Source organism: Streptomyces thermocarboxydus (assembly GCF_024760485.1).
Lineage (GTDB): Bacteria > Actinomycetota > Actinomycetes > Streptomycetales > Streptomycetaceae > Streptomyces > Streptomyces cellulosae.
Map to the genome: position 1 here is coordinate 2,012,148 of NZ_CP058273.1, position 26,932 is coordinate 2,039,079.

General features: G+C 72.8%; 26 protein-coding genes, 1 tRNA gene, 1 other RNA gene and 1 pseudogene. 9 read left to right on the plus strand and 20 right to left on the minus strand.

Annotation, left to right across the window (positions count from 1 at the left end):
* Positions 1–6 precede the first annotated feature (6 nt).
* From efeB to AY578_RS09380, 3 genes are read left to right on the plus strand one after another with little or no spacing between them, the layout of a single operon-like run.
* Positions 7–1,233 carry an iron uptake transporter deferrochelatase/peroxidase subunit gene (gene efeB / locus AY578_RS09370; RefSeq protein WP_258902253.1) on the plus strand — a complete coding sequence of 409 codons (1,227 nt, stop codon included), beginning with the start codon at positions 7–9 and terminating at the stop codon, positions 1,231–1,233.
* A gap of 4 nt (positions 1,234–1,237) precedes the next feature.
* Complete coding sequence (efeU, locus tag AY578_RS09375; RefSeq protein WP_258902254.1) at positions 1,238–2,095, plus strand: iron uptake transporter permease EfeU; 858 nt, start codon at positions 1,238–1,240, stop codon at positions 2,093–2,095.
* The gene (locus tag AY578_RS09380) at positions 2,070–3,077 is read left to right on the plus strand and encodes an SCO2278 family lipoprotein (RefSeq protein ID WP_370879012.1); all 1,008 of its coding nucleotides are present in this window, start codon (positions 2,070–2,072) and stop codon (positions 3,075–3,077) included. The genes efeU and AY578_RS09380 overlap by 26 nt, the downstream gene beginning before the upstream one ends.
* A 19-nt stretch (positions 3,078–3,096) precedes the next feature.
* Here AY578_RS09380 and AY578_RS09385 read toward each other — a convergent pair whose 3' ends face one another.
* Positions 3,097–3,831, minus strand: coding sequence for a bifunctional DNA primase/polymerase (locus tag AY578_RS09385; protein WP_258902255.1), 735 nt, complete (start codon positions 3,829–3,831; stop codon positions 3,097–3,099).
* A gap of 215 nt (positions 3,832–4,046) precedes the next feature.
* Here AY578_RS09385 and AY578_RS09390 point away from each other — a divergent pair, with 215 nt between their 5' ends.
* The gene (locus AY578_RS09390; protein ID WP_258902256.1) at positions 4,047–4,928 is read left to right on the plus strand and encodes a glycerophosphodiester phosphodiesterase; all 882 of its coding nucleotides are present in this window, start codon (positions 4,047–4,049) and stop codon (positions 4,926–4,928) included.
* A 9-nt stretch (positions 4,929–4,937) separates the two neighbouring features.
* Here the strand turns inward: AY578_RS09390 and AY578_RS09395 are convergent, their stop codons facing one another.
* The 5 genes from AY578_RS09395 to AY578_RS09415 all read right to left on the minus strand — a co-directional run bounded on the left by AY578_RS09395 (position 4,938) and on the right by AY578_RS09415 (position 9,712).
* Positions 4,938–5,558, minus strand: coding sequence for a TetR/AcrR family transcriptional regulator (locus AY578_RS09395; protein ID WP_137209789.1), 621 nt, complete (start codon positions 5,556–5,558; stop codon positions 4,938–4,940).
* A 64-nt stretch (positions 5,559–5,622) separates the two neighbouring features.
* Positions 5,623–6,624, minus strand: a complete 1,002-nt coding sequence (locus AY578_RS09400; RefSeq protein ID WP_258902257.1) for a small ribosomal subunit Rsm22 family protein — start codon at positions 6,622–6,624, stop codon at positions 5,623–5,625.
* A gap of 82 nt (positions 6,625–6,706) precedes the next feature.
* The gene (locus AY578_RS09405; RefSeq protein WP_258902258.1) at positions 6,707–7,111 is read right to left on the minus strand and encodes a hypothetical protein; all 405 of its coding nucleotides are present in this window, start codon (positions 7,109–7,111) and stop codon (positions 6,707–6,709) included.
* Between the two features lie 73 nt (positions 7,112–7,184).
* Positions 7,185–8,354 carry a serine hydrolase domain-containing protein gene (locus AY578_RS09410; protein WP_019522433.1) on the minus strand — a complete coding sequence of 390 codons (1,170 nt, stop codon included), beginning with the start codon at positions 8,352–8,354 and terminating at the stop codon, positions 7,185–7,187.
* Positions 8,315–9,712 carry a multidrug effflux MFS transporter gene (locus tag AY578_RS09415; protein ID WP_258902259.1) on the minus strand — a complete coding sequence of 466 codons (1,398 nt, stop codon included), beginning with the start codon at positions 9,710–9,712 and terminating at the stop codon, positions 8,315–8,317. Before AY578_RS09415 ends, AY578_RS09410 begins: the two co-directional genes overlap by 40 nt.
* Positions 9,713–9,850: 138 nt before the next feature.
* Here AY578_RS09415 and AY578_RS09420 point away from each other — a divergent pair, with 138 nt between their 5' ends.
* The gene (locus AY578_RS09420; protein ID WP_215188672.1) at positions 9,851–10,876 is read left to right on the plus strand and encodes a Gfo/Idh/MocA family protein; all 1,026 of its coding nucleotides are present in this window, start codon (positions 9,851–9,853) and stop codon (positions 10,874–10,876) included.
* Here the strand turns inward: AY578_RS09420 and AY578_RS09425 are convergent.
* Positions 10,863–12,518 (minus strand): alkaline phosphatase D family protein, encoded by a 1,656-nt coding sequence (locus tag AY578_RS09425; protein WP_258902260.1) that lies wholly within the window; start codon positions 12,516–12,518, stop codon positions 10,863–10,865. The two genes, AY578_RS09420 and AY578_RS09425, sit on opposite strands and share 14 nt — an antisense overlap.
* A 137-nt stretch (positions 12,519–12,655) precedes the next feature.
* On the opposite strand from AY578_RS09425, the gene AY578_RS09430 reads away from it, so the two are divergent.
* Entirely contained in the window at positions 12,656–13,432 is a 777-nt protein-coding gene (locus AY578_RS09430; protein ID WP_258902261.1) for an SDR family oxidoreductase, read from the plus strand.
* Between the two features lie 770 nt (positions 13,433–14,202).
* Here AY578_RS09430 and AY578_RS09435 read toward each other — a convergent pair.
* The 5 genes from AY578_RS09435 to AY578_RS09455 all read right to left on the minus strand — a co-directional run bounded on the left by AY578_RS09435 (position 14,203) and on the right by AY578_RS09455 (position 16,490).
* A tRNA-OTHER gene (locus tag AY578_RS09435) sits at positions 14,203–14,325 on the minus strand.
* 139 nt (positions 14,326–14,464) lie between these two features.
* Positions 14,465–15,196 (minus strand): DUF7873 family protein, encoded by a 732-nt coding sequence (locus AY578_RS09440; RefSeq protein WP_019522438.1) that lies wholly within the window; start codon positions 15,194–15,196, stop codon positions 14,465–14,467.
* 173 nt (positions 15,197–15,369) lie between these two features.
* A complete protein-coding gene (locus AY578_RS09445) occupies positions 15,370–15,651 on the minus strand; it encodes a type II toxin-antitoxin system RelE family toxin (protein WP_019522439.1) in 282 nt (93 codons plus the stop codon).
* A 4-nt stretch (positions 15,652–15,655) separates the two neighbouring features.
* Complete coding sequence (locus AY578_RS09450; RefSeq protein ID WP_202503120.1) at positions 15,656–15,937, minus strand: type II toxin-antitoxin system prevent-host-death family antitoxin; 282 nt, start codon at positions 15,935–15,937, stop codon at positions 15,656–15,658.
* Positions 15,930–16,490 carry an ATP-binding protein gene (locus tag AY578_RS09455; RefSeq protein ID WP_078504487.1) on the minus strand — a complete coding sequence of 187 codons (561 nt, stop codon included), beginning with the start codon at positions 16,488–16,490 and terminating at the stop codon, positions 15,930–15,932. Before AY578_RS09455 ends, AY578_RS09450 begins: the two co-directional genes overlap by 8 nt.
* A 147-nt stretch (positions 16,491–16,637) precedes the next feature.
* Between AY578_RS09455 and AY578_RS09460 the strand changes: the two genes are divergently transcribed.
* The 3 genes from AY578_RS09460 (at position 16,638) to AY578_RS09470 (ending at position 19,212) form a co-directional block, all read left to right on the plus strand.
* The gene (locus tag AY578_RS09460) at positions 16,638–17,558 is read left to right on the plus strand and encodes a helix-turn-helix domain-containing protein (protein ID WP_136237839.1); all 921 of its coding nucleotides are present in this window, start codon (positions 16,638–16,640) and stop codon (positions 17,556–17,558) included.
* The gene (locus AY578_RS09465; RefSeq protein WP_019522443.1) at positions 17,555–17,770 is read left to right on the plus strand and encodes a DUF397 domain-containing protein; all 216 of its coding nucleotides are present in this window, start codon (positions 17,555–17,557) and stop codon (positions 17,768–17,770) included. The genes AY578_RS09460 and AY578_RS09465 overlap by 4 nt, the downstream gene beginning before the upstream one ends.
* A 215-nt stretch (positions 17,771–17,985) precedes the next feature.
* Positions 17,986–19,212 (plus strand): cytochrome P450, encoded by a 1,227-nt coding sequence (locus AY578_RS09470; RefSeq protein ID WP_019522444.1) that lies wholly within the window; start codon positions 17,986–17,988, stop codon positions 19,210–19,212.
* Between the two features lie 157 nt (positions 19,213–19,369).
* Here the strand turns inward: AY578_RS09470 and AY578_RS09475 are convergent, their stop codons facing one another.
* The 8 genes and pseudogenes from AY578_RS09475 to AY578_RS09510 all read right to left on the minus strand — a co-directional run bounded on the left by AY578_RS09475 (position 19,370) and on the right by AY578_RS09510 (position 26,916).
* A complete protein-coding gene (locus AY578_RS09475) occupies positions 19,370–20,644 on the minus strand; it encodes a cytochrome P450 (protein WP_136237840.1) in 1,275 nt (424 codons plus the stop codon).
* Positions 20,641–21,258: a GTP-binding protein gene (locus tag AY578_RS09480; RefSeq protein ID WP_019522446.1), complete on the minus strand. Its 618-nt coding sequence runs from the start codon at positions 21,256–21,258 to the stop codon at positions 20,641–20,643. The genes AY578_RS09475 and AY578_RS09480 overlap by 4 nt, the downstream gene beginning before the upstream one ends.
* Complete coding sequence (locus AY578_RS09485) at positions 21,239–21,598, minus strand: DUF742 domain-containing protein (protein WP_019522447.1); 360 nt, start codon at positions 21,596–21,598, stop codon at positions 21,239–21,241. The genes AY578_RS09480 and AY578_RS09485 overlap by 20 nt, the downstream gene beginning before the upstream one ends.
* Positions 21,595–22,020 (minus strand): roadblock/LC7 domain-containing protein, encoded by a 426-nt coding sequence (locus AY578_RS09490; protein WP_019522448.1) that lies wholly within the window; start codon positions 22,018–22,020, stop codon positions 21,595–21,597. Before AY578_RS09490 ends, AY578_RS09485 begins: the two co-directional genes overlap by 4 nt.
* Positions 22,021–22,160: 140 nt before the next feature.
* Entirely contained in the window at positions 22,161–24,203 is a 2,043-nt protein-coding gene (locus tag AY578_RS09495) for an ATP-binding protein (protein WP_168713385.1), read from the minus strand.
* 560 nt (positions 24,204–24,763) lie between these two features.
* Positions 24,764–25,168: RNase P RNA component class A (gene rnpB, locus AY578_RS09500), an RNA gene on the minus strand.
* Positions 25,169–25,280: 112 nt separating this feature from the next.
* Positions 25,281–26,063: pseudogene (locus AY578_RS34040) on the minus strand (DMT family transporter); the annotation flags it as partial.
* A gap of 19 nt (positions 26,064–26,082) precedes the next feature.
* The gene (locus AY578_RS09510) at positions 26,083–26,916 is read right to left on the minus strand and encodes an AraC family transcriptional regulator (RefSeq protein ID WP_258902262.1); all 834 of its coding nucleotides are present in this window, start codon (positions 26,914–26,916) and stop codon (positions 26,083–26,085) included.
* Positions 26,917–26,932 lie beyond the last annotated feature (16 nt).

The window sequence follows — 26,932 nt, forward strand, 5'->3', positions numbered from 1 at the left end:
CACCTCATGACCTCCGCATCCCCCTCCCGCCGCGCCCTGCTCGGCTGGGGCGGCGCCGGGCTCGCTCTCGGCGCCGCCGCGGCCGGCGGTGCCGTCGCCGTGGCCCGCACCGGCGAGGACACCCCCGCCGCGGGCGGCGCCGTACCCTTCCACGGCGTCCACCAGGCGGGCATCGCGACCCCCGTGCAGGACCGGCTGCACTTCGCCTCGTTCGACGTGCGGACCGAGGACCGGGCCGAGTTCGTGCGGATGCTGAAGGACTGGACGGCCGCCGCCCGCCGGATGACCGCCGGGAAGGCGGTCGGCGAGGGCGGGTTCGGCGGGCTGCCCGAGGCGCCGCCGGACGACACCGGCGAGGCGCTGGGCCTGAAGCCCTCGCGGCTGACGCTGACGATCGGCTTCGGCCCGTCCCTGTTCGAGAAGTTCGGCCTGGCCGACGCCCGCCCGGAGGCCCTGGTCGACCTGCCGAAGTTCGCGGGCGACAACCTCGACCGCGATCGCAGCGGCGGCGACCTGTGCGTCCAGGCGTGCGCGGACGACCCTCAGGTCGCGGTGCACGCCATCCGCAACCTGGCCCGCATCGGCTTCGGCAAGGTCGTCATCCGCTGGTCGCAGCTCGGCTTCGGCAAGACCTCCTCCACCACCCCGGAGGAACAGACTCCGCGCAACCTCTTGGGGTTCAAGGACGGCACCCGCAACATCGCGGGCACCGAGACGGACCGGCTGGAGAAGTTCGTCTGGGTCGGCGAGAAGGACGGCCCCGACTGGATGGCCGGCGGTTCCTACCTGGTGGCCCGCCGCATCCGCATGCACATCGAGACCTGGGACCGCACCTCGCTGCAGGAGCAGGAGGACGTCTTCGGCCGCGACAAGGGCGAGGGCGCCCCGGTCGGCAAGGCCAAGGAGCGCGACGAGCCGTTCCTGAAGGCGATGAAGCCCGACGCGCACGTCCGGCTCGCGCACCCCGACTCCAACGGCGGCGCGACGATCCTGCGCCGCGGCTACTCCTTCACCGACGGCACCGACGGCCTGGGCCGCCTGGACGCGGGCCTGTTCTTCCTCGCGTACCAGCGGGACGTGCGCCGGGGCTTCATCCCCATCCAGCGCAACCTCGCCACGGACGCGCTCAACGAGTACATCCAGCACGTGGGTTCGGCGGTCTTCGCCATCCCGCCCGGCGTCCGCGACGAGGACGACTGGTGGGGCCGGACGCTGTTCGAGGGAAAGGCGTAGAACCGTGTTCGCGAACTATCTGATCGGCCTGCGCGAGGGCCTGGAGGCCAGCCTCGTCGTCTGCATCCTCGTCGCCTACCTGGTGAAGACCGGCCGCAGGGACGCGCTGAAGCCGGTGTGGACCGGCATCGCCATCGCGGTGGCGCTCGCCCTGGGCTTCGGCTGCGCCCTCGAATTCGGCTCCCAGGAGCTGACGTTCGAGGCACAGGAGGCGCTCGGCGGCACCCTGTCGATCCTGGCGGTCGGCCTGGTGACGTGGATGGTGTTCTGGATGCGCCGCACCGCCCGGCATCTCAAGGCCGAGCTGCACGGCAAGCTGGACGCCGCCCTGGAGATCGGCACCGCCGCGCTGGTCGCCACGGCGTTCCTGGCGGTCGGCCGGGAGGGCCTGGAGACCGCGCTGTTCGTGTGGACGTCGGTGCGCGCGGCCGGGGAGGGCTCCTCGGACCCGGTGACCGGGGCGCTGCTCGGCCTGGCCACCGCGGTGCTGATGGGCTGGCTGTTCTACCGGGGCGCGCTGCGGATCAACCTGGCGAGGTTCTTCACCTGGACCGGCGGGATGCTGGTCGTGGTCGCGGCGGGCGTGCTGGCGTACGGCTTCCACGATCTGCAGGAGGCCGACTGGCTGCCGGGGCTGACGGACAGGGCCTTCGACGTCAGCGGGACGATCCCGCCGGACAGCTGGTACGGCACGCTGCTGAAGGGCGTGTTCAACTTCCAGCCCGATCCGACCCTTCTCCAGGTCACGGTGTGGCTGCTGTACCTGGTCCCGACGCTCGCGCTGTTCCTCGCCCCGGTAGGGTTCGCCTCCGGGAAGGGGAAGGTGAAGCAACCGGATGAGCAGGGATCTCGGTCTTCGTAGGCTCCACGGACTCCGCGTGACCCGCGGGCCTCGCCGTACCGCGCTGGTCGCGGCCTCCGTGACCGCGCTGTCGCTGACGGCCAGCGGCTGCGTGGTGGTGCACGGCGAGCGCGAGGTGCTCCCGGCGGCCACCCGCGCCGAAGCCGCCGAGGCGCTGAAGGAGTTCACGGCCGCGTACAACGCCGCCGACAAGGCGTACGACTCCTCCCTGGACGCCGACCGCACCACCGGCGCGCTCGCCGACATCGACGGGGCGCGGCTCAAGGCGGGCAAGGTCAACCACCCGGACGGCAACCCGAGCCACGCGCCGCTGGAGCTGACGGACGCGAAGTTCACCATCCCCGCCAAGGCGGGCTGGCCGCGCTGGTTCCTCGCCGAAACGGCCGCCAACAAGGGCGGTGACGTCCGCTGGCTGCTGGTGTTCACCCGCGACGCGCTGGACGACCCGTGGGAGGTGGCGTACCTGACGCTGGTCTCCCCGGACGACGTACCGGAGTTCAAGAAGGACAAGGACGGCTGGGCGGAGGCCGTGCCCGCGAACTCCGCCGATGTCGCGGTCGCGCCGGGCGAGTTGAGCCAGAAGTACACCGCGTACCTGAAGGACGGCGGGGACGGTTTCGCGGAGGGCCCGCACACCAGCGGGTGGCGGGACACCCGGAAGCAGAAGTCGGTGCGGCCGGGGCTGGCGACGCAGTACATCGACGAGCCGCTGGTGAACGGCGACTACGCGCCGCTGGCGCTGCGCACGGCGGACGGCGGGGCGCTGGTGTTCTTCACGACGCGGCACTTCGAGAAGCAGACGGCGGCGGCCGGTGCGTCGGTGCCGACGCCGAACGAGGACGTGCTGGCGCTGACCAGCGGGGAGATAGGTCAGTCGCTGACGATGCAGTTCGTGTCGAACGAGGTGGCGCTGGACCCGGCGGACGGTCCGGTGGACGTGCTGGGGCGGATCCAGGGGCTGACGTCCGCGAAGGGCGAGTAGGAGCCGCGGTCCGCGTCGGTCAGTGGCGGAGGGGCCAGGCGGCGCCGGTGGGGTCGGGGCGGCCGTCCGCGTACCGGGCGCAGGCGTCCGTGAGGTACTCCAGCAGGCTCAGCGGGTCGGGCAGCGCGTGCTCGGGGCCGCGTACCCAGCGGACCGACGGGTCGTCGTCGCCGGGGAGGCGGGCCGGGGGGACGAGGACGTAGGAGCCCCGGCAGTGCCAGCGCAGGCCCGGGTGCTCGTCCATGGTCTCCGGATGGCAGTCCAGCTCGCAGGGCCACCACTCGTCCTCGTCCTCGGGGGTGCCCCGGGTGAGGGTGAAGAACAGCATGCGGCCGTCGTCGCTCTCGGCGACCGGGCCGACCTCGACCCCGTCGCTCCGCAGGCGCTCCAGGGCCTCGCGGCCCGCGTCGAGGGGGACGTCGAGGACGTCGTGCACCATGCCGGTGGCGGTGATGAAGTTGGCCTGCGGCTGGTGGCGGGCCCAGCGCTCGATCTGCGCGCGGTCGGTGGTCGACTGGGTCTGCCAGGCGAAGGAGACCGGGTGCCGGGCGGGGGTGGGACAGCCGACGCGGTCGCAGGAACAGCGGTAGCCGGCGGGGTGCGCGGCGGGCGCGAGCGGCAGTCCCGCTTCGGCGGCGGCGAGCAGCAGGGCCTCACGGCCGTCGTCACCGGCGGCCTGCTTCGGGCGGCGTCCGCGCAGCCACTGGGAGAGTTTGCCCTGCCGGCCGCTCCGGCCGCCGAAGTCCGCGCTCATCTATCCCCTCGCCTCGCCATCGTGCGCTCCAGCATGCCCTATGGTCCCACGATCGTGCGCATCGGGGGCCCGGAGCACGTAATCACCGCAGGTGGGACGAGGGTGACGGCACCGGGCGCAAGCTGACCGGTGGGGCGAAGAGGACATCCTCCGGGCGGCTGCGGACCGGGTGTCGGTGCACGGTTCGCCCTGGTGGGCCCGCCTACCGTGGCGCCATGGTCACGTGGATCGCGTCGTCGGCGCCGGCCGCCCTGGTGTCCGTGGTGTCCCTGGCCGCGCTGACGCTCACCGGGCACGGCGGCTCGCACCCGCTGGAGTGGGGCGACGGGCCGCTGACGGTGGACTCGCTGCCCCGGGTGACGTACGTGGCGCACCGCGGCGGGGCGCGCGAGGTGCCGGAGAACAGCATGTCGGGGCTGATGGCGGCGTACCGGCGCGGTACGGCGCAGGTGCTGGACTTCGACACCCGGGTGCTGCGGGACGGCACTCCGGTGGTCTTCCACGACGCGACCCTGAACCGTACGACCTTCCTGGGCGGGCTCGTGCGGAAGCTGGACGCGGAGGAGTGGAAGGGGGTGCGGCTGCGTCCGCGGGACCGGCTGCCGGGGAGCTGGCGGTCGGAGCGGCCGCCGACGGTCGGGGAGGTGCTGGACCGGCTGGGCGGGCGGATCCTGCTGATGCTGGAGCTGAAGGACCCGGCCGGTCTGGAGCGGGTGGCGGGGATGATCCGGGCGCGGGGGCTGGCCCGGTCGGTGTTCGTCAACACCAACGACCCCTGGGTGGCGGAGCGGGTGCACCGGCTGGGGCTGCTGACCCAGCTGTGGCGCTCGGACGAGCAGATGCGGACCGACCGGCCTGAGCGGTGGCGTTCCTTCGTCGACCTGCTGGACGTCGACATCCGCGCGCGGGACGCGGATGTGAAGCGGGCGGTGCGGTCGGGGATCCCGCGGGTGTGGGCGCACACCGTCGTCACCCCGGCCCAGCGCGACCGCGCCCTGGCGCTCGGCTGCGACGGCGTCCTCACCGACGCGCCGGGGCGGCTGGCGCGGTACCGGACGCGGGTGCCGGGGCCGGTCAGCTCGGTGACGGGGCGGTGAGGGCGGGTCTCAGCGGGGGGCGAGGCCGTGCAGGGCGTAGTCGACGAGGGTGTCGGTGTACTCGTAGGTGATCGGGCCGGTGTGCTGCAGCCAGCGCTGGGCGAGCGGGGAGACGAAGAGTTCCAGGGCGATGCGCGGGTCGATGCCGGGGCGGACCTCGCCGGCCTCCTGCGCGGCGCGCAGCCGGTCGACGTAGAGCTGGAGCTGCGGCTCGAGGAGCTGGGCGACGAAGCGGCGGCCGAGCTCCTCGTTGACGAGGCCCTCGGCGGCCAGGGCGCGGGAGGGCGCCTCGAAGGCGGGGTCGCTCAGCTCGTCGACCGTGGCGCGCAGGACGTACTTGAGGTCGGCGGCGAGGTCCCCGGTGTCCGGGATGCTGTACGGCACCTGTCCGGCGGCCTCGGCGGCCTGGTTGCTCAGGTCCAGGAACGCCTCGAGCAGCACGTCCGCCTTCGACGGCCACCAGCGGTAGATCGTCTGCTTGCCTACGCCGGCGCGGGAGGCGATCCCCTCGATGGTCGTCTTCGGATACCCCACCTCGGCGACGAGGGCGAGGGCGGCGTCGTAGATGGCGCGACGGGACCGCGCGCTGCGGCGCGAGGTGTCGGGGGCGGACGACTGGTTCTGGGCCATGGCCCGAATGTACCAGGCTGACAAGACGGTGCGTCTCGCCGGACGCGGGCTGATGCTCAGGCGGTCAGTCCTGCGCGGACGGCGGCGGCCAGGGGTCGCCCCAGTCCGTGTCGCGGGCGGCGCGGTAGAGGGCGCCGTGGCGCTTGGTGACCGTGGTGCGGTCCAGGGCGGGGTCCTTCTCGCAGAGGTCGAGGAGGACCTGGCCCTTGCGGATCTGGGGCTTGCGGACGACGCGGGCGGGTGCCGGGGCGACCGGCAGCCGGGTCGCGGCGACGTAGCTGAACTTCTCGTCCTCGTAGGGGAGGGTGCCGCCCTTGATCTGGCGGTGCAGCGAGGAGCGGCTGACCCGCGCGGAGAAGTGGCACCAGTCGGTGCCGGGCACGATCGGGCAGGCCGCGCTGTGCGGGCAGGGCGCGGCCACGTGGAAGCCGGCGGCGATCAGCCGGTCACGGGCCTCGATCATGCGGGCGTAGCCGTCGGGGGTTCCGGGCTCCACGATCACCACGGCCTGCGCGGCCCCGGCGGCCGCGTCGACGAGGGCGGCGCGGTCGGGGGCGGTGAGCTCGTTGAGCACGTACGAGACGGTGACGAGGCCGGCCGGCTCCAGGGTGAGCGCGGACCCGATCCGGGCGCGCTCCCAGCGGGCGCCGCGCAGAGCGGGGTGACCGGCGGCCAGCTCCCGGCCGAGGTCGAGCGCGGGCGCGGCCCAGTCCAGCACGGTCACCGGACGCTCCCCGTCCCAGGTCGCGCTCACGGCCCACGCCGCCGCGCCGGTCCCGCCGCCCACGTCGAGATGACTCCCGGGCGCCCACCCGGGCACGGCCTCGGCGAAGGCCCGCAGCGCGGAGTGCACCGCCTCGAAGGTGGCGGGCATCCGGTACGCGGCATACGCGGCCACGTCGGCGCGGTCGCGCAGGATGGGGGTGTCGGTGGGGGTGGCGCCCCGGTAGTGCGCGATCAGCCGCTCGACAGCCGAGGCGGCCTGCCGCGAGGGCACCCCGTCCAGCAGCCCGTCGAGGGCGGCACGCAGGGAGTCGGCGGCGGGGAGGGGGGCGGGGGCGTTCACCCGGAGATTCTACGAGGACCGGCGAGGGCGGAACGCCCGGCTCCGCCCCGGCGCCCCGCCCCCACGCGGGCGCCGGGCGTCCTCATTCCGCCGTGGTCCGTTCCAGGGCGAGGAGCAGGTGTCCCAGGTCGTGCGGCATCACGGCGATCTCGACGGCGCCCACGGAGGAGTCGCACACGACGATCGTGCACCGGTGGTTCACCCTCAGCCCGTCGCGCCACGAGGGCCCACGCGTGCCGGCCTCCCGCAACGCGGTCGGCGCGGGCGGCTTCGCGCCGGCCCGCGTGCGCGGCTTCCAGGCGACCGTGGACGGTCCCACCGCCATCCGCCCCCGCAGCCACCGCCCCTCCCGGGCGGGGTACCGCAGCATGCACGGCACCTTGATCGTCTCGCCCCGTGCGGCCCGCTCGTCGCGGCGCCCTACCGTCCGGCGCAGCAGCCATGCCGTCAGCGCGCCGGCCGCGACGGCGCACACGCTTGTGATCACCGCGGCATTCAAGCAGTCCGCGGCGGTGGCGCCCAGCCGTTGGCCCGAGCGGGCTGTCTCAATGGCGAGCGTTTCATCTCCCCCGCACCGCCCGCGCCACCCGCGTGGCCGCCTCCGCGCGTGGAGTGCTGTCCGGTGGGGTGGGGCGGTGGGGGTGGACCGTGTTGGCGAGGAGGACGGTGAAGGTGTCCGTGGCTCTGTCGAGGACCACGGACGTGCCGGTGAAGCCGGTATGGCCTGCCGCGCCATGGCCCGCCAAGGCGCCCATGAAGTAGGGCTGGTCGACGGCGAAGCCCAGGCCCGGGGGGCGGAGCATCAGGTCGACGTGGTCCGGGCCGAGGACGCGGGCCGGGCCGTAGGAGCCGCCCGCCAGCAGGGTGCGGCAGAAGACCGCCAGGTCGCCCGCCGTGGAGAAGAGGCCGGCGTGGCCGGCGATCCCGCCCAGCGCCCAGGCGTTCTCGTCGTGCACCTCGCCCCGCAGCATGCCCCGGTCCGCCTTGGCCCACGGCCGCCGCTGGTCCTCGGTGGCCGCCGCCGTCGGGCACGGCCCGAACCCGGTCGCGTCCATGCCGAGCGGCCGGGTGATGCCGTCGCGCACCAGGACGTCGAGGCGGCGGCCGGTGAGCCGTTCCAGGACGTGCTGGAGCAGCAGCATGTTGAGGTCGGAGTAGCGGTACGTGCCGGGCGCGGCGACCGGGCGTTCCGCACGCAGCATCGCCAGGCGTTCCGCGTCGTCGGCGCAGTCGTACAGGGGCAGTTCGGGGCGCAGCCCGGAGGTGTGGGTGAGCAGGTGGCGCACGGTGATGCCGTGCCGTACAACCGCCGTGAAGTCCGGCAGGTACGTGCCGACGCGCGCGTCCAGGCCCAGCGTGCCCCGCTCGATCTGCTGCACGGCGGCCACCGCCGTGAACAGCTTGGTGACGGAGGCCAGGTCGAACGGGGTGTCCACGGTCATCGGCACCCGCTGCTCCGGCGGCAGTTCGACGGGCGCGTCCTCCTGCTCGTCCCAGCCCGCGTACCGCACCGCCCAGCCCGCCGCCTCCTCGACGGCGATCACCGGACCGCGCCCGACGACCACCACCGCGCCCGCCGCCCAGGGCCGTGGCCCCTCGGTGCGGGCGCGGACCTCCTCGGCCAGGCGCCGCAGTTCACCGGCGTCCAGCCCGGCGCGTTCCGGCGTGCCCCGGCGCAGTCGCGGGGTGCTCAGACGCCCCCGCCCTTCGTGCTCGTCCCGCTCTTCCACGGGCGGCACATTCCCAGGAAGCAGGCCGTCGCCACCAGGGCGGAGGCCAGCTGGACGACGGCCATCGGGACGGCGGTGTCCTCGCCGGCGATGCCGACCAGCGGGGTGACGACGGCGGCCACGAGGAAGGACGTGGTGCCGAGCAGGGCGGACGCGGAGCCCGCGGAGTGCTTGGTGCGCAGCAGGGCGAGCGTCTGGGTGTTGGGCAGGGTGATGCCCATCGCGGACATCAGCACGAACAGCGCGACGGCCACCGGCAGCAGCCCCGTCTCGCCGAACACGCCCACCGACAGCAGCAGCAGCGTCGCCGCCGCGACGAGCACGACGGCCAGTCCCGCGCCGAGCACGCGGTCCAGCCGGACCCGTCCGACCAGGATCTTGCCGTTGACCTGCCCCGCCACCATCAGCCCGACGGAGTTGAGCCCGAACAGGAGGCTGAACGTCTGCGGGGAGGCGCCGTAGATCTCCTGGATGACGAACGGGGACGCCGACACATAGGCGAAGAGGGAGGCGAAGGCGAAGCCGCCGGCGAGGGTGTAGCCGGTGAAGGCCCGGTCGGCGAGCAGCCGGCGCATCGAGCCGAGGGTCTCGCCCACTCCCCCGTCGTGCCGGTCGGCCGGCGCCAGCGTCTCCGGCAGCTTCACCCACACCACGGCGGCCAGCAGCACCCCGATGACGGCCAGGACGACGAACACGCCCCGCCAGTCCGTCACCCGCAGGATCTGCCCGCCGACGACCGGTGCGAGGATCGGCGCGAGCCCGGAGATCAGCATGAGGGTGGAGAAGAAGCGGGCCATGGCCACGCCGTCGTACAGGTCGCGGGCGACCGCGCGGGCGATGACGATGGCGGCCGCGCCCGCGAGGCCCTGGGCCAGCCGGAAGGCGACGAGGAGCTCCACGGTGGGGGCGACCGCGCACAGCACGGTGGCGACGACGTACACCGCGAGGCCGGCCAGGAGCGGCCGGCGGCGGCCCCAGCGGTCGCTCATCGGGCCGACGAGCAGCTGCCCGAACGCCATGCCGGCCAGGCAGGCGGTGAGGGTGAGCTGGACGGTCGCGGCGGGCGCGTGCAGGGACCGGGTGACCTCGGGGAGCGCCGGGAGGTACATGTCCATCGCCAGCGGCGGCGTCGCGGTCAGCCCGCCGAGGAGCAGCGTGACCAGCAGACTCGTCCGCCGGCCGGGGACCGCGGCTCGAGGGGTCGCGCCTCGGACGTCCGGGCCCCGCCCCCCTTGTGCCGTACGGTCCGGTGTCGTCCGCGGCTGCCCGCCGCGTCCCGTGTCCGGGGTCCCCTCCGGTGCCCCCGTGCCGGCCGGTCCGGCCGGCGGCTTCGATATGGACGCCCCACCCTCGGGCATGTGCCCCTCCCTTTTCATGCCATCGGCTCCCTATGCTCTCAGCTCGTACGGAGTGCTCGGCGTCGACGGCGATGTCATGGGAGCGCTTCCATCGACCCTCGCCGACCATACGGCGAACGAACGATCAGGGTGGGACGGATGACAGAGCAGAAGGTGCGCTGGGGGATCCTGGCGACCGGCGGCATGGCCGCGACGTTCACGGCGGACCTGGTGGACATGCCCGACGCCGAGGTCGTCGCCGTGGCGTCCCGCTCGGTGGAGTCGGCCAAGACCTTCGCCGACCGGTTCGGCATACCGCGCGCCTACGGCGACTGGGAGGCGCTCGCGGCGGACGACGGCCTCGACGTCGTGTACGTCGCGACCCCGCACTCGGCGCACCGCGCGGCCGCCGGGATGATGCTGGAGGCCGGGCAGCACGTGCTGTGCGAGAAGCCGTTCACGCTGAACGTGCGCGAGGCGGCCGAACTGGTCACGCTGGCGCGGGACGGCGGGCGCTTCCTGATGGAGGCCATGTGGATGTACTGCCACCCCATGGTGCGCCGCCTCAAGGCGCTGGTCGCCGACGGCGCGATCGGCGAAGTACGGCACGTCCAGGCGGACTTCGGGCTCTCGGGCCCGTTCCCGGCCACGCACCGGCTGCGCGACCCCGCGCTCGGCGGCGGCGCGCTGCTGGACCTCGGGGTGTACCCGGTGTCGTTCGCGCACCTGCTGCTCGGCGAGCCGTCGGACGTCGTGGCGCGCGCGACGCTGTCCGAGGAGGGCGTGGACCTGCAGACGGGGGCGCTGCTCTCCTGGGAGAACGGCGCCCTCGCCTCGGTGCACTGCTCCATCGTGGGCGGCACGGCCACCTCCGCTTCGGTCACCGGGTCGGAGGGCCGGATCGACATCCCGGACGGCTTCTTCTTCCCGGAGCGGTTCGTGCTGCACCGGGACGGGCGGGACGCCGAGGAGTTCGCCGCCGACCCGGCCCATGGCCCGCGGGCGAGCCTCAGGCACGAGGCGGCGGAGGTGATGCGGGCGCTGCGGGCCGGGGAGACGGAGTCGCCGGTGGTCCCGCTGGACGGCACCCTCGCCGTGATGCGGACGCTCGACGCGATCCGGGACCGCGTCGGCGTCCGCTACCCGGGTGAGGAGGCGGGCGGCCCGGCGGTCACGCCGGCTTGAGCCCCGGGTCCCCCGCCTCGGTGACGAAGGAGGCGGCGGTGGTGAGCGGCGCGCCCTGCGTGGTGACGTGGGAGACCGTCTTGAAGTCGGCGCGCGCCCGCTCCCGGCCGAGGGTGACGGTGGTGTAGCCGCGCAGGCCGCTGTAGAACCGCAGGTGCGGGTTGGCGGAGGTGAGGTTGTCGTAGTTGGCCGGCTTCTCCGAGCCGTTGCCGCCGCTGGTGACGGACGTGGTGACAATCTCGGTGCCGACGGTTTTCGAGCCGGGGTCGGCGAAGTCCCGCTTGATGTCGAAGCCGTGGTGGACGTGCACGTCGCCGGTGAGGACCATCAGGTTCTCGACGCCGGCGGCCCGCGCGCCGGCCAGGACGCGCTCGCGGGAGGCCGGGTAGCCGTCCCAGGAGTCCATGGAGACCTTGGCGGGCGGGGTGGGGGTGTCGAGCCGCTGGGAGAAGGTGACCTGCTGCGGCACGACGTTCCACACGGCGTCGGAGCGGCGCCAGCCGTCGAGCAGCCAGCGCTCCTGGGCGGCGCCGGTGAGGGTGCGCGAGGGGTCCTCGGAGTCCGGTCCCGGGTACTGCCAGCCGTCGCCGTAGGCCTGGTCGGAGCGGTACTGGCGGGTGTCGAGCACGTCGAACTGGGCGAGCCGGCCCCAGTGCAGCCGGCGGTACAGCTTCAGGTCGGGGCCCTCGGGGAGCTGGGGCCGGCGCAGCGGCATGTTCTCCCAGTAGGCGCGGTAGGCGGCGGCCCGGCGCAGCAGGAACTCCTCCGGCGGGACGCTGTTCTCGGGGGTGTCGTCGGCGTAGTTGTTCTCGGTCTCGTGGTCGTCCCAGGTGACGACGAAGGGGTGCGCGGCGTGCGCGGCCCTGAGGTCGGGGTCGGACTTGTAGAGGGCGTACCGCAGCCGGTAGTCCTCCAGCGTGACGGTCTCGTGGTTGAACAGCCCCGACGGCAGGGTGCCCGCGGGGTAGGCGCGGGCGCCGGCGGCGTCGTTGACGGCGTACTCGTAGAGGTAGTCGCCGAGGTGGAGGACGACGTCGAGGTCCTCGTCGGCGAGGTGCCGGTACGCGGTGTAGTAGCCCTGGTCGTAGCGCTGGCAGGAGACGACGCCGAAGGTGAGGTCGGCGGCACGGCTGCGGGCGGCGGGGGCGGTGCGGGTGCGGCCGGCGGGGCTGACGAAGCGGCCGGCGCGGAAGCGGTAGTGGTGGACGCGGCCGGGGGCGAGCCCGCCCACCTCGACGTGCACGGTGTGGTGGAACTCCGGGTGGGCGGCGGCCTTCCCGCGTCTGACGACGCTGCGGAAGCGGGCGTCGAGGGCGACCTCCCACTCGACGGTGACGCGGCGGGCGGGCAGCCCGCCGTCGGCCTGGTACGGGACGGGCGCGAGCCGGGTCCACAGCAGCACCGAGTCGGGGTGCGGGTCGCCGGAGGCGACGCCGAGGGTGAAGGGGTCGGCGGGGAGCCGGGCGGTGTCCAGTTCGGCGGCGGCCGCGGTGCCGGCGCCGGGCAGGCCGACGGCGAAGGCGAGCGCGGCGGCGGCGCCGGTGGCGGTCAGGAAGCGGCGGCGGCCGATGTGGCGGGCGGCGGCGCGGAGTTCGGGGTGGTGGGACGGGCGGGGGTGGCGTGTTGTGAGGTCCTGCGTCATGGGTCCTCCCCTGGCGAGCCTGTGGGTCCGGGAGGAATTGCAGTGGCCGGGGACGACATCGCGTTGACGCGTACACGGCATCCGGGTGACGGTCGTATGAGGTCCGCATGGCGAGCCCTCCCGTACGCTGCGGGCCCATGAACGCCAAGGAAACGGACGGACGGGACGGGCGGGCCGGGGTCGCGGTGGTCACCGGGGCGGGCTCCGGCATCGGACGCGCGGTGACCCGTGAACTGCTGCGCGGGGGCTGGTCGGTGGTGCTGGCGGGCCGCAGCGCCCAGACGCTGGAGGAGACGGCGGAGGCGGCCGGCGGGGAGACCTTGATCGCGCCGACGGACGTGTCACAACCGGCGGACGTGGAGGCGCTGTTCGCGGCGGCCGTCGGGCGCTTCGGGCGGGTGGACCTGCTGTTCAACAACGCGGGTACGTCGGGCCCGGGCGGGGTGCCGGTGGAGGAACTGCCGTACGAGGTGTGGCGGCACGTGGTGGACACCAACCTCAACGGGGCGTTCCTGTGCGCGCAGGCGGCGTACCGGCAGATGAAGGGGCAGACCCCGCAGGGCGGCCGGATCATCAACAACGGCTCGGTGTCGGCGCACGTGCCGCGCCCGCGGTCGGTCGCCTACACGGCCACGAAGCACGCGCTGACCGGCCTGACCAAGTCGCTGGCGCTGGACGGGCGTCCGTACCGGATCGCGGTGGGCCAGATCGACATCGGCAACGCGGCGACGGAGATGACGGAGCGCATGCAGAAGGGGGTGCTGCAGGCGAACGGGGAGATCGCGCCGGAGCCGGTGATGGACGTCGCGGACGTGGCGCGCACGGTGCGGCACATGGCGGAGCTGCCGCTGGAGGCGAACGTGCAGTTCGCGACGGTGCTGGCGACGGGGATGCCGTACGTGGGGCGGGGCTGAGGCGATCCGCGCCGCGGGGCCGGGTGATCCACACAACCGGAATTAACACATCCGCACCATTGCGGCCGGTGGAGAATCTATGCTCAACTTCTCTGCACCAAAGCTTCACAGTTGAGGCAGCGGCCTTCCGTCGAGCCACATCCAGGGGGGAGGCGGCAGCCGTTCCACACCGCCGGCTGGGGGTGGGCCCGCGCGGGACCGCGGGTGCACACCGGCGGGTGGAACGGCTGCCGCACGTCTTACGCGGCCCCTGCCGCTTGCCGCTGCCGTTGGAGGATGTACTCGACCCCACCGTCCGGCGCTCGCTCAAGCCCCCTCAGCGCAACGGCGGTTTGCGCCGCGGCGACCGGCCGCCACGGCCCGTCGGCTGCGCGCAGAGCGTGAACTGACCCTCTCGGAGGTCGTCGCCCCGCCCCACACGTCAGTCAGCTTGTCCGCGTGCAGAAACCTCGCAAGCTGCCGCACCCGCTCCGGGTCCCAGGGCGTCGAGTCCTTGTCCAGGTCGAGAACATGCCAATCACTCGGCCGCTGAACCCGCCATCCCGCGACCCCCGTCACGCGCACATCGCCAACACCCCTACGCACACGCGAACTTACCGGGAACCCTCGTTCGACAGTTAGGTGCTCCTCGGACGTGGCGGAGCCCGGGAGTCGTATCCAGCTCCCGGGCCCCTGGGGATGCCACCCAATTGCGCACGCCGGCGGCTCAGGAGGACGGATCAGTCGTCAGGCCGTCGTGTTCTTCCTTTGAACTACCGCGCCGTGAAGAGAGGCGCAGGCGAGAGTCGAACTCGCATCCGACGGCGTTCGTCCGTCCCCGTTCGGTCCGGCGATCGGCGGCGATGCTGAGACTGGAGCGAGAGTCTGAGATTGACCGCGGCCGTCTCTGCGACGGACCGCTCTTCAGGCTGAACTTCAGTGTCAGCTTGCGCTCCTGGCACGGACCGGTCCTCACCCGTCCCGCGCCCGTGGCGCACCCCCGCGCTCGCACGCGGGGGCGATCGTGGTGGCCACCTGTGGCCGCGCCGCGCGTCAGCCGAACAGGTAGCCGAACACCGCGTCGCCGACCCGCTGGTCGGTGACCTCGGTGCCGTTGGCCTCCTCTCGGGCGAACTTCACGGCCTGCTGGAGCTTCTCCACCCGCTCCAGCAGCTCGTTCACCCGCCGCGCCGGAAGGGCGCCGGAGAACTTCACGGTGGTCCAGTAACCGATCGGCACGTCCTCGTAGTACACCTCAACCTGCGCCGGGTGCTTCTCCGTGGCCTCCGCCTTGACGTGGTTGCGCGGCACCTTCTTGGTGCGGATCGTGCGCACCGGGTCCGTCTTCCACCAGTCCGTGGACGGGTCGAGGGACCAGGACTCCGCGGCGTCGAGCGTCGGCAGCTTCTTGACGAAGCCGTGCAGTTCGGCGAGCTGCTTCTCGAGGAAGAGCAGGTAGCTGACGGGGACGTCGGCGACCAGCGTCCGCCCGTCGACCGTGACGTCCGCGCGGGCCAGGCAGTTGGCCCAGTCCTTCGTCGCGGTGACGTCGAACAGCCGCGTCAGCGAGGCGGACACCTCGCGCAGCACGTCCTCGGCCTGCGCCTGCACCCGTGTGGACTCGGGCGGCAGCTGCTCGCCCTCCTCGTCCTTCGGCTGGTACGTGCGCGAGATGCCGGCCAGCAGCGCCGGCTTCTGCACCTTGGCGTGCGCGGCGTTGATGTCCTGGAGCGACTTGCTCTTGACACCCTTCTCGACCGCGATGATCTGGTTCAGCTTGGTCACGGGCTCCCCCTTCGAACAGCGGGAACCTACCGCGGGACCCGGGGGCACGTCGCCGCATTTTCCTCGTACGACTCCCGGGCGGGTGACGTCGGACCTGAGGCCGCGGCGGACCCGGGGGCGGGCTCGGCGGGCGCGAACGTCGTCGTCAGGTACCTAGTTCGCGGGACGGCACGTCAGGGAACCTGACGGTGGACGTCCCGGCGATTGTCGAGAACCAGGACCCACACGATCAGCCGACCGTCCTCCACGGTGTACACGACGCGGTAGTCACCGACCCTGAGCCGCCACCGGGCGCTGTGGCCCTGTATGGCCCTGATGTCGAAGGCCGCTGTGTCGCCGGCGTCCATCGCCTTCTGCAACTCGGTGAGCCGATACAGGATCCGCAGGGCGTCCGGGCGCGGGATCTTGAGCATGTCCCGCTGCGCATGCGGCGTGAAGCGCGTGACGTATCCCATGCGGTCAGTCCCGGTCGGTGCGGAGCATGGCGGCCATCTCCTCGAGCGAGACCGCCCCCTCCATGCCTTCGGACTCGGCTGCGTCGGCCAGCCGGTTGAGCCAGGATTCCTCGGCGTCCTCGGCGAGCCGGCGCAGCCGCTGGTACTCCTCGATGTCGATCACGACGGCCTCCTGCTTTCCGCGCCGGGTGATGATCGTCGGGGTCTCCTCCCGCCGGGCACGGTCGATGACGTCGGCGAGGTGGCCTCGGACCTCGGCCATGGATTCGATCACCGGTTCACTCATGCCACGAATGCAGCAGATGTACATCTGATTGGGTCGCGGTCTCGTACTCCGCCCAGACCGTCTTGCCCGGGCCGTCCGGCCGTGGGTGCCAGTCCCAGCGGGCGGCGAGCGCGGCGACCAGGAGGAGGCCCCGGCCGATTTCGTCGACGGCGGGGACCTCCGGCCGGGATACGCATGGCCGCGGCGGGACCTGCTCCCCCCGGGAGTCGGTGACCTCGACGCGAACGGCGACGGAACGGGGCCCGATGGGCAGGAGCGCGAGACGGAGGTGGAAGTCCCGGCCCGGGACGTTGCCGTGCAGCACGGCGTTCGCCGTCAGCTCGGCGACGATCAGCACGATCGCGTCGTGGTCGTCGGTGCCGTACGGAAGGCCCCAGGCGTCCAGGCGGACGGCGGTGAGGTGGCGGGCGAGACGGGCTCCGCGCGGGGTGGAGGTGAAGCGCATCGCGAAGGTGCGGGACACCGGAATGAGGCCCGGTGATGCGGTGCCCAAGTGAGCGGCGGGGGTGGCGAGTCGGCCGGGGCCGGTGGGACCGGCGGGGTTGTTCGTCATGCCGTCCACGGTCACGCCGGTCGCCCAGCGTGACCAGGGGTGACGCACTGACGCGGGCCGCTGTACGCGACGTGTCGGTGAGCGTACGAGGCGTGCGGCGTGACGGCGTCCCCGGCGGGCGCGTTGAGCCCGAGGAGGCGGTGGTCGATGTCGAAGCGTACGGGCGCGGACGCCCTGGCGGGCGGCGAGGACGGCGGAACGGTCGTGAGTGTCGGGGACGGATGGGAGATCGACGACGGCGAGGGCGGCGCGCGTCGGCCCGAGGACGGGGCGGGGAAGGGCGTGGTTGCCGCGTTCGGGCAGACCCTGAAGACGCTGCAGCTGCGGGGAGGGCTGGACCGGGCGGAGTTCGGGAGCCGGATCGGGTACTCGGCGGCCACGGTCGCGTCGTTCGAACAGGGGCGGAGGATTCCGTCACCCCGGACCATCGAACGGGCGGACGAGGTGCTGGGTGCGGACGGGCTGCTGTGCGTGTGGAAGGAGGAGGTGGAGCGGGCTCAGTACCCGGTGTTCTTCCAGGGGATGGCGACGCTGGAGAAGGAGGCCGTTGAACTCGTCTCCTACAGCATGCCCGTCCTCAACGGACTGCTCCAGACCGAGGAGTACATGAGAGGACTGCTCGGTATGAGGCGTCCTCCTCTGGACGAAGAGACCACAGAACAGCGCGTGGCGGCACGATTGGCCCGACAGGACATCTTCGACCGCCGGCCGGCACCCTTCCTCAGCTTCGTGCTCGACGAGTCGCTTCTACGACGCCCCTACGGAGGTATGGCCGCGTTGCGGGGACAACTGGAGCACCTGCTGCTGATCGGACAGAAGCGCAACGTCGAGATCCAGGTCATGCCGCTCGACCGCGAGGACAACGCGGGCGTGAACGGTCCGTTCACGGTCGTCACGCGCAAGGACGGCAAGAAGTTCGTGTATGCCGAGGCGCGAGGCATCGGATCCTTGGAGACCGACCCGGAACAAGGGGTTCTGGCCGCGGCGCTCTATGGGATCATCCGATCACAGGCTCTCAGTCCGCGAGAGTCAACGGAGTTCATCGAAAGGTTGCTGGGATCGCCATGAAGAGCGCTGAGTCCTCGACCGTCGCCTCCGGCCTCGCCTGGTTCAAGAGCAGCTACAGCGGTACCGAGGGCGGCGAATGCGTAGAGGTCGCGAACGGTACAGCAGGTGTGCACATCCGCGACTCCAAGGCCGCCTCCGGGCCCGTCCTCACGGTCTCGCGTGACGCGTGGGCGGGGTTCGTCGGGCTGGCCTCCTCGGAGCGGTGCGTCTGACACTCGTACGGTAAGGAGAGCCCTGCCGGTCCTTTTCGGACGGCAGGGCTCTCGTGTGCGGGGGCGCCGTGGCGGGAGGCCGCCGCGAGGGCGCCGCAGGGGCGATTTTCGGCCTGTTCATCGTTCAAGCGAATCTGGTCATCAGGCGGTCTGTCGCGGCTGACAGATGATCAATAACCTTGTGCAGTACATGAATCACGATCGCAGGGAGCCCCATGTCCACCGCCCAGCAGGTGCCCGACATCCTCTCGCCCGAGTTCGCCGCCGACCCCTATCCTGCCTACCGCGTGATGCGGGAGACCGCGCCCCTCATCTGGCACGAGGCGACCAAGAGTTACATCGTCTCGCGCTACGAGGACGTCGAGCGCGTCTTCAAGGACAAGGCCGGCGAGTTCACCACCGACAACTACGCCTGGCAGCTCGAGCCGGTGCACGGCAGGACGATCCTCCAGCTCAGCGGGCGCGAGCACGCCGTCCGCCGCGCCCTGGTCGCGCCGGCCTTCCGCGGCAGCGACCTGGAGCAGAAGTTCCTGCCGGTCATCGAGCGCAACTCCCGTGAACTGATCGACGCCTTCCGCCACAAGGGCTCGGCCGACCTGGTCGACGACTACGCGACCCGTTTCCCGGTCAACGTCATCGCCGACATGCTGGGCCTCGACAAGGCCGACCACCCCCGCTTCCACCGCTGGTACACCGCCGTCATCGCCTTCCTCGGCAACCTGGCCGGCGACCCCGAGGTGACGGCGGCCGGCGAGCGGACCCGCGCGGAGTTCGCCGAGTACATGCTGCCGATCATCCGCGAGCGCCGCGAGAACCCGGGCGACGACCTGCTGTCCGTGCTGTGCAGCGCCGAGGTCGACGGCGTGCGGATGAGCGACGAGGACATCAAGGCGTTCTGCAGCCTGCTGCTGGCCGCCGGCGGCGAGACCACCGACAAGGCCATCGCCGGCATCTTCGCAAACCTGCTCGCGCACCCCGACCAGCTCGAAGCCGTCCGCGCCGACCGCTCGCTGATACCGCGCGCCTTCGCCGAGACCCTGCGCTACACCCCGCCGGTCCACATGATCATGCGGCAGTCCTCGACGGAGGTCACCCTCAGCAGCGGCACCATCCCCGCCGGCGCGACCGTCACCTGCCTGATCGGCGCCGCCAACCGCGACGAGCGCCGTTACGCGAACCCCGACCAGTTCGACATCTTCCGCGAGGACCTGGCCACCACCAAGGCCTTCTCCGCCGCCGCCGACCACCTGGCCTTCGCGCTCGGCCGGCACTTCTGCGTCGGCGCGCTGCTGGCCAAGGCCGAGGTGGAGACCGGCATCAGCCAGCTCCTCGACGCCATGCCGGACGTCCGCCTCGCCGACGGGTTCCAGCCGGCCGAGCAGGGTGTGTTCACCCGCGGCGTGCAGAGCCTCCCGGTCCGGTTCACGCCGGTCCAGGGCTGATCCCGGTCAGCGGTACGCGACCCCTGTCACACGCGCCGCCCCCGCCCGGCCGGGTTCCGCACCGGCCGGTCCACCGCGGGGGCAGCGCCCGTCGCCGTACCGACCGCGGCCTGCCGCGAACCGCCTCTGCCAACTGCCGACTGCCGCCCGGTGAGGGCTACTGCACCACCGGCGTGAACTGCACCGGCAGTTCCATCAGGCCCCGCATCCAGATCGACGGACGCCAGACCAGCTCCTCCGGCTCCACGGACAGCACCAGGTCCGGCAGCCGCTCCAGCAGCGTCTCCACCGCCGTACGGGCCATCACGTCCGCGAGCAGCGGGGCCGGGTACGGGCAGCGGTGCTCGCCGTTGCTGAAGGACAGGTGCGCCGCGTTCTCCGCGCCGACGTGCCCCTCGGGCCAGATCTGCGGGTCGGTGTTGGCCGCGGCCAGGCCCAGGACCAGGCAGTCGCCCGCCCTTATCTGCCGGCCGCCGAGCTGCACGTCCCGTACCGCCCAGCGCCCGATGAAGTTCTGCGTCGGCGTGTCCAGCCACAGCACCTCGTTGAGCGCCTCGCCGACGCTGAGCCGGCCGCCCGAGACGTTCACGGCGAAGCGTTCGTCGGTGAGCAGCAGACGCAGCGCGTTGCAGACCCAGTTGGACGTCGGCTGCTCGCCCGCCGAGATCACGGAGATGAGGTCCTGGACGATCTCCTCGTCCGAGAGCCCCGCCGGGTGCATCACCATGCGCGAGGTGACGTCCGGGCCGGGCACCATGCGCTTCTCCTTGACCAGCTGACGCAGCCGCTCGCCCACCCGGTTGTACCCGGCGACCGGGTCCTCGCCCTCCGCCGCGTCCAGGGAGATGCGCAGGTCGTCGACGAGCTGGCGGGTGTCCTCACCGGTCGCCGGCATCCCGCACATCTGCACGACGGCGCGCATCAGCAGGGGGTGCACGTAGTCGGACATCAGCTCGACCTGGCCGCTGCCGGCGAACCCGCGGATGAGGTCGTCGGCGATCAGGCCGCACTCGTTGGCCAGCTCGAACTGGTCGACGCCCTCCAGCGCGTCGGTGATCACACCGGCCCGCCGCCGGTGCTCCTCGCCCTCGGCGAACAGCACCGACGGCTGGTAGCCCACGTACGGCAGCAGCGGCCAGTCCGGCGGGATGTTCTCCCACTGGTTCCAGCGCCGGGAGTCCCGCGCGAACAGCTCGTCGTGGTTGGTGACATAGGTGAGCTCGGTGTAGCCGAGCACCAGCCAGGCCGGGATGCCGCCGTCGAGCAGCACCGGCGCCACGGGGCCGTGCTCGCGGCGCATCGTGCGGTACAGCTCGGACGGCGTCTGCTGGAAGTCCAGCCCGGTGAGGCCCACCGCCCCGGCGTGCGCGGGGCACCCCGGGGGCGGTGGGTTTCCGGCCTGCTGCGCGAAGGGATCGGCCTGATCGGTCACAGTGTCGCCTCCTTGGCGGTGGCCAGGTCGTGGAGGTGGTTCACGAGGGTGATCAGCACGTCCTTGCCGGAGGCCCGGACCCGGGCGTCGCAGTCGACCATCGGCACGTGCTCGGGAAGGGCGAGCGCCTGGCGTATCTCGTCCAGGGAGTGCCGGACGCCGTCGTCGTCGAACCGGTTGACGGCGACGACGAACGGCGTCCGGTGGTGCTCCAGCCGGTCGATGGCGTACCAGGAGTCGTCCATCCGGCGCGTGTCGACGAGGACGACGGCGCCGAGGGTGCCGGAGAACAGCCGGTCCCACAGGAACCAGAACCGCTCCTGCCCGGGCGCGCCGAACAGGTACAGCACCATGCGGTCGTTGAGGCTGATCCGCCCGAAGTCGAAGGCGACCGTGGTGGTGGTCTTCGCCGACACCCCCTCGGTCTCGTCGACGCCCACGCCGGCCTGCGTCATCACCTCCTCGGTGTTCAGCGGCCGGATCTCGCTCACCGAGCGGACCAGGGTCGTCTTGCCCACGCCGAACCCGCCCACGACGACGATCTTCAGCCCCGTCTCCGCGGTGTCGCGGAGCGGTGTGCGGTGGGTGGGCAGCTCAGAGGTTGCGGAGTCCATGGAGCACCTCTTGGAGTAGGGCGGAATCGGGCAGGGAGGCGACGGACGCCGCCGCGCGCGGGTGGCGCGCGGTGATGCGCCCGGTGTCCAGCAGGTCACCGAGCAGGATGCGTACGACCGTGACCGGCAGCCCGAGTTCCGCGGCGATCTCGACCACGGCGACGGGGTGTTCGCACAGCTCGAGGATCCGGGCGTGCTCCGACTGCATCCCCGGCGTCGGCGCGCTCTCGCTGACGATCAGGGTGACCAGGTCGAAGGACTCGTCGGCGCGGCTGCGCCCGCCGGTGACGGTGTAGAGCCGGTCCGGGTCACCCGTGTCGACGGGTTTGCGGGGGGTCACGAGGTGCCGCTCCCCGCGGCCTCGGTTCGCGGTTCGGCGCGCAGGTGGTCGCCGATCTGCTCGACCAGCTCCATCATCTGGTGCCCGACCACGCCGGGGTCGGCGTCCTCCCCGGCGACGACGGCGAGGTGCGCGCCCTGGCCGGCCTCCACGATGAACAGCAGACCGCCGTGGAACTCGGTCATCGACTGCCGTACGCCGCCGGTGCCGTCGCCGAACTCCATGGAGGCGCCCTGGGCGAGGGCCTGGATGCCGGAGCAGATGGCCGAGAGCTGGTCGGCGAGGTCGAGGGTCAGGTGCTCGCTCCAGCAGAGCTTGAGGCCGTCCCGGGACAGGACCAGGGCGTGGCGTGCGCCGGGAGTCCGCTCCAGAAGACCCTGCAGGAGCCAGTTGAGGCTGTTGTCGGTGGTCGTGGTCTGCATGGTGGGTGTTGGGACGGTGGTGTCCGGCCTGGCCGGTCACCGGCCCGTTCCTCCTATCTCACGTGCTCGAGCGGGAAGGGGCGCCGTCGCCCCGGGCGCCGTACGGGGCCGGGCCTCGGCGCCGTACGGGAGGGGTGGGACTAGGGAGCCGCGGGGGGCAGGGAGTCGGCGCCGGTTCCCGCGGAGGTGCCGTCGCCCGGCGCGTCGGCGGCGCCGGTGGCGGCGTTGTCCGAGGCGCCGGTGGTGCCGTTGCCGGACTGGCGGGCGCCTCGGTGGAAGGCGCCGAACCGTGAGCCGGCGTCGCGCGCCCCGCGCCGGCCGGACCCGGTGTCTCCGGAGCGGGCGGCGGCGGACTGGCGCTGTTCGCGCTCGCGTTCCGCCTCGGCCATGGTGCGGCCGGGAGCGCGGACCGGGAGGCCGTTCGGGGTGGTGCTGTCCGGCTTACGGTGCCGTGACTGGCCGGGCACCGTGGGCAGGGCGGACAGCCGCTCGGTGATGGAGCCCGTGCGCTCCGTCCACGGGGCCGGGGACTCCGGGGTGTCGGACGGCCAGGCCGCCGCGGGGCGGGCGTCGGCAGCGTTGTCACGGTCGCCGCGGGAGCCGTTCGCGCCGGGGAGGGGCAGGGCGTCGACGTCGTGGGAGCCCCGGACGGGCAGCGCGTCGGCGTCGCTCCGGGTGCGGGCGGAGGAGCCGCCGGAGGGCAGGGCGTCCGCGTCCCGGGCGGGGAGCGCGGGCGCGCGGGACGCCGACGGGGACTCCATGGGCACGCCCCGGGCCGCGGCGCCGCGCCCGGCCAGGGACTCGCCCCGCCCGGACGTCTCGTGCGGGGCGGGCTCGCGGTGCTGGGCGAGCAGGTGGAGGGGCAGCAGGACGACCACGCCGGTGCCGCCGCGGGAGGACGGACGGTAGTTGACGCCGATGTCGTACTTCGAGGCGAGCCGGCCGACGACGGCCAGGCCGAGGCGGGTGCCCTGGAGGGAGGCGAGGTCGGTGACGCGGCCGGTGACGGCCTCCTCGGCGCGCCGCATGGCCGCGTCGGCCATCTTCAGGCCGCTGTCCTCGATGGTGACGACGATGCCGGCGCTGCGGTCCTCGACGTAGACGTGCACCTCGTCGATGGGCGGGGAGAAGTTCGCCGCGTTGTCCATCAGTTCGGCGAGGAGGTGCATGACGCCTTCGGCGGCGAACCCGGCCACCGCGGTACGGGTGGAGCAGTGCAGGCGCACCCGCTGGTAGGCGGCGATACGGCCGGCGGCGCCGCGGAGGATGCTCTCCATCTTGATCGGCTTGTTCCAGGCGCGGCTGGATCGGCCGCCCATGAGCAGCGCCAGCCGGTCGGTCATCAGGCCGAGCTGGGAGGTGCTGTGGTCGAGCTTGAGCAGGTCGCCGAAGACCTCCTCGCCGTGCCGCTCCTGCATCTCGCGCAGGTCGGCGAGCATCTGGACGGCCTTGGCCTGGACGCGGCTCAGCGCCTTGGCGGAGGCGGCCTGGGCGGCGGCGGCGCGCCGCTCGCTGCGGGCGAGTTCACGGATGAACGATTCGGCCGAACCGCGCAGGGCGGGGTGGTGCGGCAGCTCGGTCTCGGCGAGCACGGTGTCGGCGGAGCGGCCCTCGCGGAGCCGGCTGATCGCGGCCGGCATCGTCTCCCGTACGAACCGGTCGTGTTCGGTCGCGGCCTGCTCGAGTTCGTCCCGGATCGCGCGGTACTCGTCCTCGAGGGTCATCACGCGCCGCACGTCCTCCTCGACGGTGACGGCGAAGGCGTGGGTGACGCGGGAGAGCTGCGGGTCGGAGGGCGGGGGCACGGCGGCCAGCACGTCGGCGGCGCTCGTGCCCTCGCGGAGCCGTTCGGCCACGGCGGGCAGGGTGGCGCCGGCGAGGTGGGAGATCTCGGCGGAGCGGCGGGCGGATTCGGCGCGCAGGCGGCTTGTCTCGGACTCGCGCTCGGCGGCGGTGGAGCGGGCCTTGCGGACGAGGCGGTGGTCGACGAGGACGGTGACGGCCACGCACGCCCATCCGGCCAGTACCACGGCCAGGGTCCACGAGGTGGCGCCGGACGGCGCCAGGGCGAGCGCCGCGCCACCGGCGGCGGCGGTCACCACCAGCACGGCCGCCCGTGCGGCGAACGAGGTGCGCGGCGCCCCCGCCGGTGGGTGCTGGCTGGGAGAAGCAGGCACTGGCATGGAGCGGTCCCTCGGTCGGTGAGAGCAGGGGAAGGGGGCGGCCGTACGACGACGGCCGCGGGCCGGGGACGGGATCTGCCGACAGAAGGCGATCTTCCGACCACGTACGGCTCATGCTAATCACCCCGCTGCGCGCGGAAGCCCCGCTTACTGAACAGCTCGTCAGTGAAATGAGTTCGTCGTGAACCCATCGCTCGCACGTTCCGCTGTGGTAGTCGCGACGAGCCCGGACGAGCCGGGCCGGAGTGCGACAACGCGCCCTCCGTTCCATCTGACGGGCCGTCACATCTGCTTCACAGCACCCCTGTCGGCGCCCCCCTCACTCACGCGAGGGGTAGATTTTCGGCCAACTGCGTTTATGCCAGAGGCGCTTCACACCTCACTACGGTAACGAGGAGGACATGAAGGTGAAGGATTCCCGCCACTCGTGAAGAACCGGTGACGACGGGTCGCGCCGGTTCGCGTGAGCGGGGGCACACGGGGCGTCGGCGCAGGAGAAGGAGGTCTCTCCCGGTGGGCGTCGGGAGTGCTCCCGGAGCTCCCGGGGAGGAGGGGGGCGGCAGACGAGTCGGGCTGTACGCCGGGTTCTGTTCCGGCGGGTCCTCGCGGTCCCGCCGGCGACGGCCATCCATCTAGGGCCGGTGTTGCCACCGGCCTCGTGCGGTCTACCCGCGGACTCGGGCGGGCAGCCCTCGAACGTCCGCGCAGAGCGCTTTTCACGGCGCTCCTCTTGACCTTGCTCCGGGTGGGGTTTACCTAGCCGCCTGAGTCACCCCAGGCGCTGGTGGTCTCTTACACCACCGTTTCACCCTTACCCGGCGCCGAAGCGCCGGGCGGTCTGTTTTCTGTGGCACTGTCCCGCGGGTCACCCCGGGTGGCCGTTAGCCACCACCCTGCCCTGTGGAGCCCGGACGTTCCTCGGGGAGCCCCTCAAGGGGACTCCACGCGGCCGTCCGCCCGGCTCGTCTGCCGTACCGACCATGGTACCCGCCGGCCGGCCGGTTTCCGTTCCCGCGCGTTGGCCAGCACCGATCCGGTGAGGATCAGGAGGAAGGCGGCCACCACCGTCGCGGTCAGGGCCTCGTCCAGGAAGAACGCGCCGGCCGCCACCGCGATCGCCGGATTGACGTACGTGATCACCGAAGCCCGGATCGGGCCCGCCTCCTTGATCAGCTCCAGGAAGGCGGCGAACGCCACCGCCGTGCAGACGACACCGAGGGCGGCCAGCGCGGCCAGGGTCTCCGGGGTGGGGAGGGCCGCGGGACGCGAGGCGATCGCGGCGGGGGCGTAGACCAGGGCGGCCAGGGCCAGGCACGGCGTGATCAGGTGCAGCGTGGGGACGTCCTTGAGGTGGCGGTCGGCGATCAGCGGGGCCGTCGCGTAGCCGACGACCGTGACCAGGACCTCCGCGAGGGAGAGGGCGTCGCCGCCGGTCAGATGGGGCAGCGTGAGGACGGCCACACCGCCGAGACCGAGGGCGAGGCCCGCGATCCTGCGGGGGCCGAGGGACTCCGCCCGCCCGAAGGCGCGGGACAGCAGGACGCCGACGATCGGGACGCCCGCGATCAGCAGGCCGGCGGTGGAGCTGGAGAGGTGGCGTTCGGCGTCGGTCAGCGTGTACCAGGGGCCGACGATCTCGATGACCGCGAACGCCAGCATCGGTTTCCAGTGCGCCCGCAGGTTCCGGGCGAGGCCCGCCTGGCGCAGGGCGAAGGGGAGCAGGAGCAGCGCGCCGACGGCGCAGCGGGCGAAGACCACGCCCGACGGGGACACCTCGTCCACCGCCACTTTGATCATCAGGTAGGGGATGCCCCAGACCACTCCCATCAGGGAGAACAGGAACCAGCCGCGTGCAGTCATACGAGGAGTGTCCGCCCGCTCAGCGCCCCGCGTCTTGAACGCTGTTGCGGTACGCCGCCGGGGTCACGCCGAGCACGCGGCGGAACCACCGGGTGAGGTGCGCCTGGTCGGCGAAGCCGACGAGGGCGGCCGCCTCGGCCGGCCGCACCCCGGAGTCCAGCAGGGCGCGCGCCCGGGCCACCCGGTACTGGGCGAGCCACGCGTACGGCGGGACGCCCATCGTCGTACGGAACGCGCGCAGCAGCTGGTACCGGGAGAGGCCGAGGTCGGCGGCGAGGTCTGCCAGGGACGGCGGGGCGAGGAGCTCGTCGGCGAGCCGGTCGCGGACGGTGAGCGCGACGGAGCGGGCGCCGGGGAGGGCGCCGTCGTCGGCGCGGGACGTGGAGTGGCGGCGGGCCAGCGCGGCGAGCAGCCAGGGCAGGCGCGACTCGGCCTCCAGCGGGTCGGGGTGGGCGCTGAGGTCGGTGTGCGTACGGCACAGGGCGGCGGCCAGCTCCGGGTCGTGCAGGACGGGGTCGGGGAAGTACGGCAGCGCGGCGCCGAGGGTGCCGTCGCCGAGCAGGGCGGGGGCGGCGTAGAGGGCGCGGTAGGCGTACCCCTCGGAGGCGGCGGGGCCGCCGGTGTGCATCTCGCCGGGCTCGAGGACGACGATCGAGCCGGGCCCCGACACGATGCGTCCGCCGCGGTACGCGATCACCTCGAGGCCGCCGACGGTGACCCCGACCGTGTACTCGTCGTGCGCGTGCGGCGCGTACTCGTGCCGGGCGAACCGCGCGGTGAGCAGATCCAGCGCCGGCCCGCACCGCCCCAGCCGCGCCCTGGTCCACCTGGCCTGTTCCCGCCCGTCCCCCATGCCGCCACACCCCCGC

What these genes read in the sequence shown, in the direction of transcription:
- efeB (WP_258902253.1), top strand. Translation starts at nt 7, where the DNA reads ATGACCTCCGCATCCCCCTCCCGCCGCGCCCTGCTCGGCTGGGGCGGC.
- AY578_RS09380 (WP_370879012.1), top strand. Translation starts at nt 2,070, where the DNA reads ATGAGCAGGGATCTCGGTCTTCGTAGGCTCCACGGACTCCGCGTGACC.
- AY578_RS09385 (WP_258902255.1), bottom strand. Translation starts at nt 3,831, where the DNA reads ATGAGCGCGGACTTCGGCGGCCGGAGCGGCCGGCAGGGCAAACTCTCC.
- AY578_RS09390 (WP_258902256.1), top strand. Translation starts at nt 4,047, where the DNA reads ATGGTCACGTGGATCGCGTCGTCGGCGCCGGCCGCCCTGGTGTCCGTG.
- AY578_RS09395 (WP_137209789.1), bottom strand. Translation starts at nt 5,558, where the DNA reads ATGGCCCAGAACCAGTCGTCCGCCCCCGACACCTCGCGCCGCAGCGCG.
- AY578_RS09415 (WP_258902259.1), bottom strand. Translation starts at nt 9,712, where the DNA reads ATGCCCGAGGGTGGGGCGTCCATATCGAAGCCGCCGGCCGGACCGGCC.
- AY578_RS09420 (WP_215188672.1), top strand. Translation starts at nt 9,851, where the DNA reads ATGACAGAGCAGAAGGTGCGCTGGGGGATCCTGGCGACCGGCGGCATG.
- AY578_RS09425 (WP_258902260.1), bottom strand. Translation starts at nt 12,518, where the DNA reads ATGACGCAGGACCTCACAACACGCCACCCCCGCCCGTCCCACCACCCC.
- AY578_RS09430 (WP_258902261.1), top strand. Translation starts at nt 12,656, where the DNA reads ATGAACGCCAAGGAAACGGACGGACGGGACGGGCGGGCCGGGGTCGCG.
- AY578_RS09445 (WP_019522439.1), bottom strand. Translation starts at nt 15,651, where the DNA reads ATGGGATACGTCACGCGCTTCACGCCGCATGCGCAGCGGGACATGCTC.
- AY578_RS09450 (WP_202503120.1), bottom strand. Translation starts at nt 15,937, where the DNA reads ATGAGTGAACCGGTGATCGAATCCATGGCCGAGGTCCGAGGCCACCTC.
- AY578_RS09455 (WP_078504487.1), bottom strand. Translation starts at nt 16,490, where the DNA reads ATGACGAACAACCCCGCCGGTCCCACCGGCCCCGGCCGACTCGCCACC.
- AY578_RS09460 (WP_136237839.1), top strand. Translation starts at nt 16,638, where the DNA reads ATGTCGAAGCGTACGGGCGCGGACGCCCTGGCGGGCGGCGAGGACGGC.
- AY578_RS09465 (WP_019522443.1), top strand. Translation starts at nt 17,555, where the DNA reads ATGAAGAGCGCTGAGTCCTCGACCGTCGCCTCCGGCCTCGCCTGGTTC.
- AY578_RS09470 (WP_019522444.1), top strand. Translation starts at nt 17,986, where the DNA reads ATGTCCACCGCCCAGCAGGTGCCCGACATCCTCTCGCCCGAGTTCGCC.
- AY578_RS09480 (WP_019522446.1), bottom strand. Translation starts at nt 21,258, where the DNA reads ATGGACTCCGCAACCTCTGAGCTGCCCACCCACCGCACACCGCTCCGC.
- AY578_RS09490 (WP_019522448.1), bottom strand. Translation starts at nt 22,020, where the DNA reads ATGCAGACCACGACCACCGACAACAGCCTCAACTGGCTCCTGCAGGGT.
- AY578_RS09495 (WP_168713385.1), bottom strand. Translation starts at nt 24,203, where the DNA reads ATGCCAGTGCCTGCTTCTCCCAGCCAGCACCCACCGGCGGGGGCGCCG.
- AY578_RS09510 (WP_258902262.1), bottom strand. Translation starts at nt 26,916, where the DNA reads ATGGGGGACGGGCGGGAACAGGCCAGGTGGACCAGGGCGCGGCTGGGG.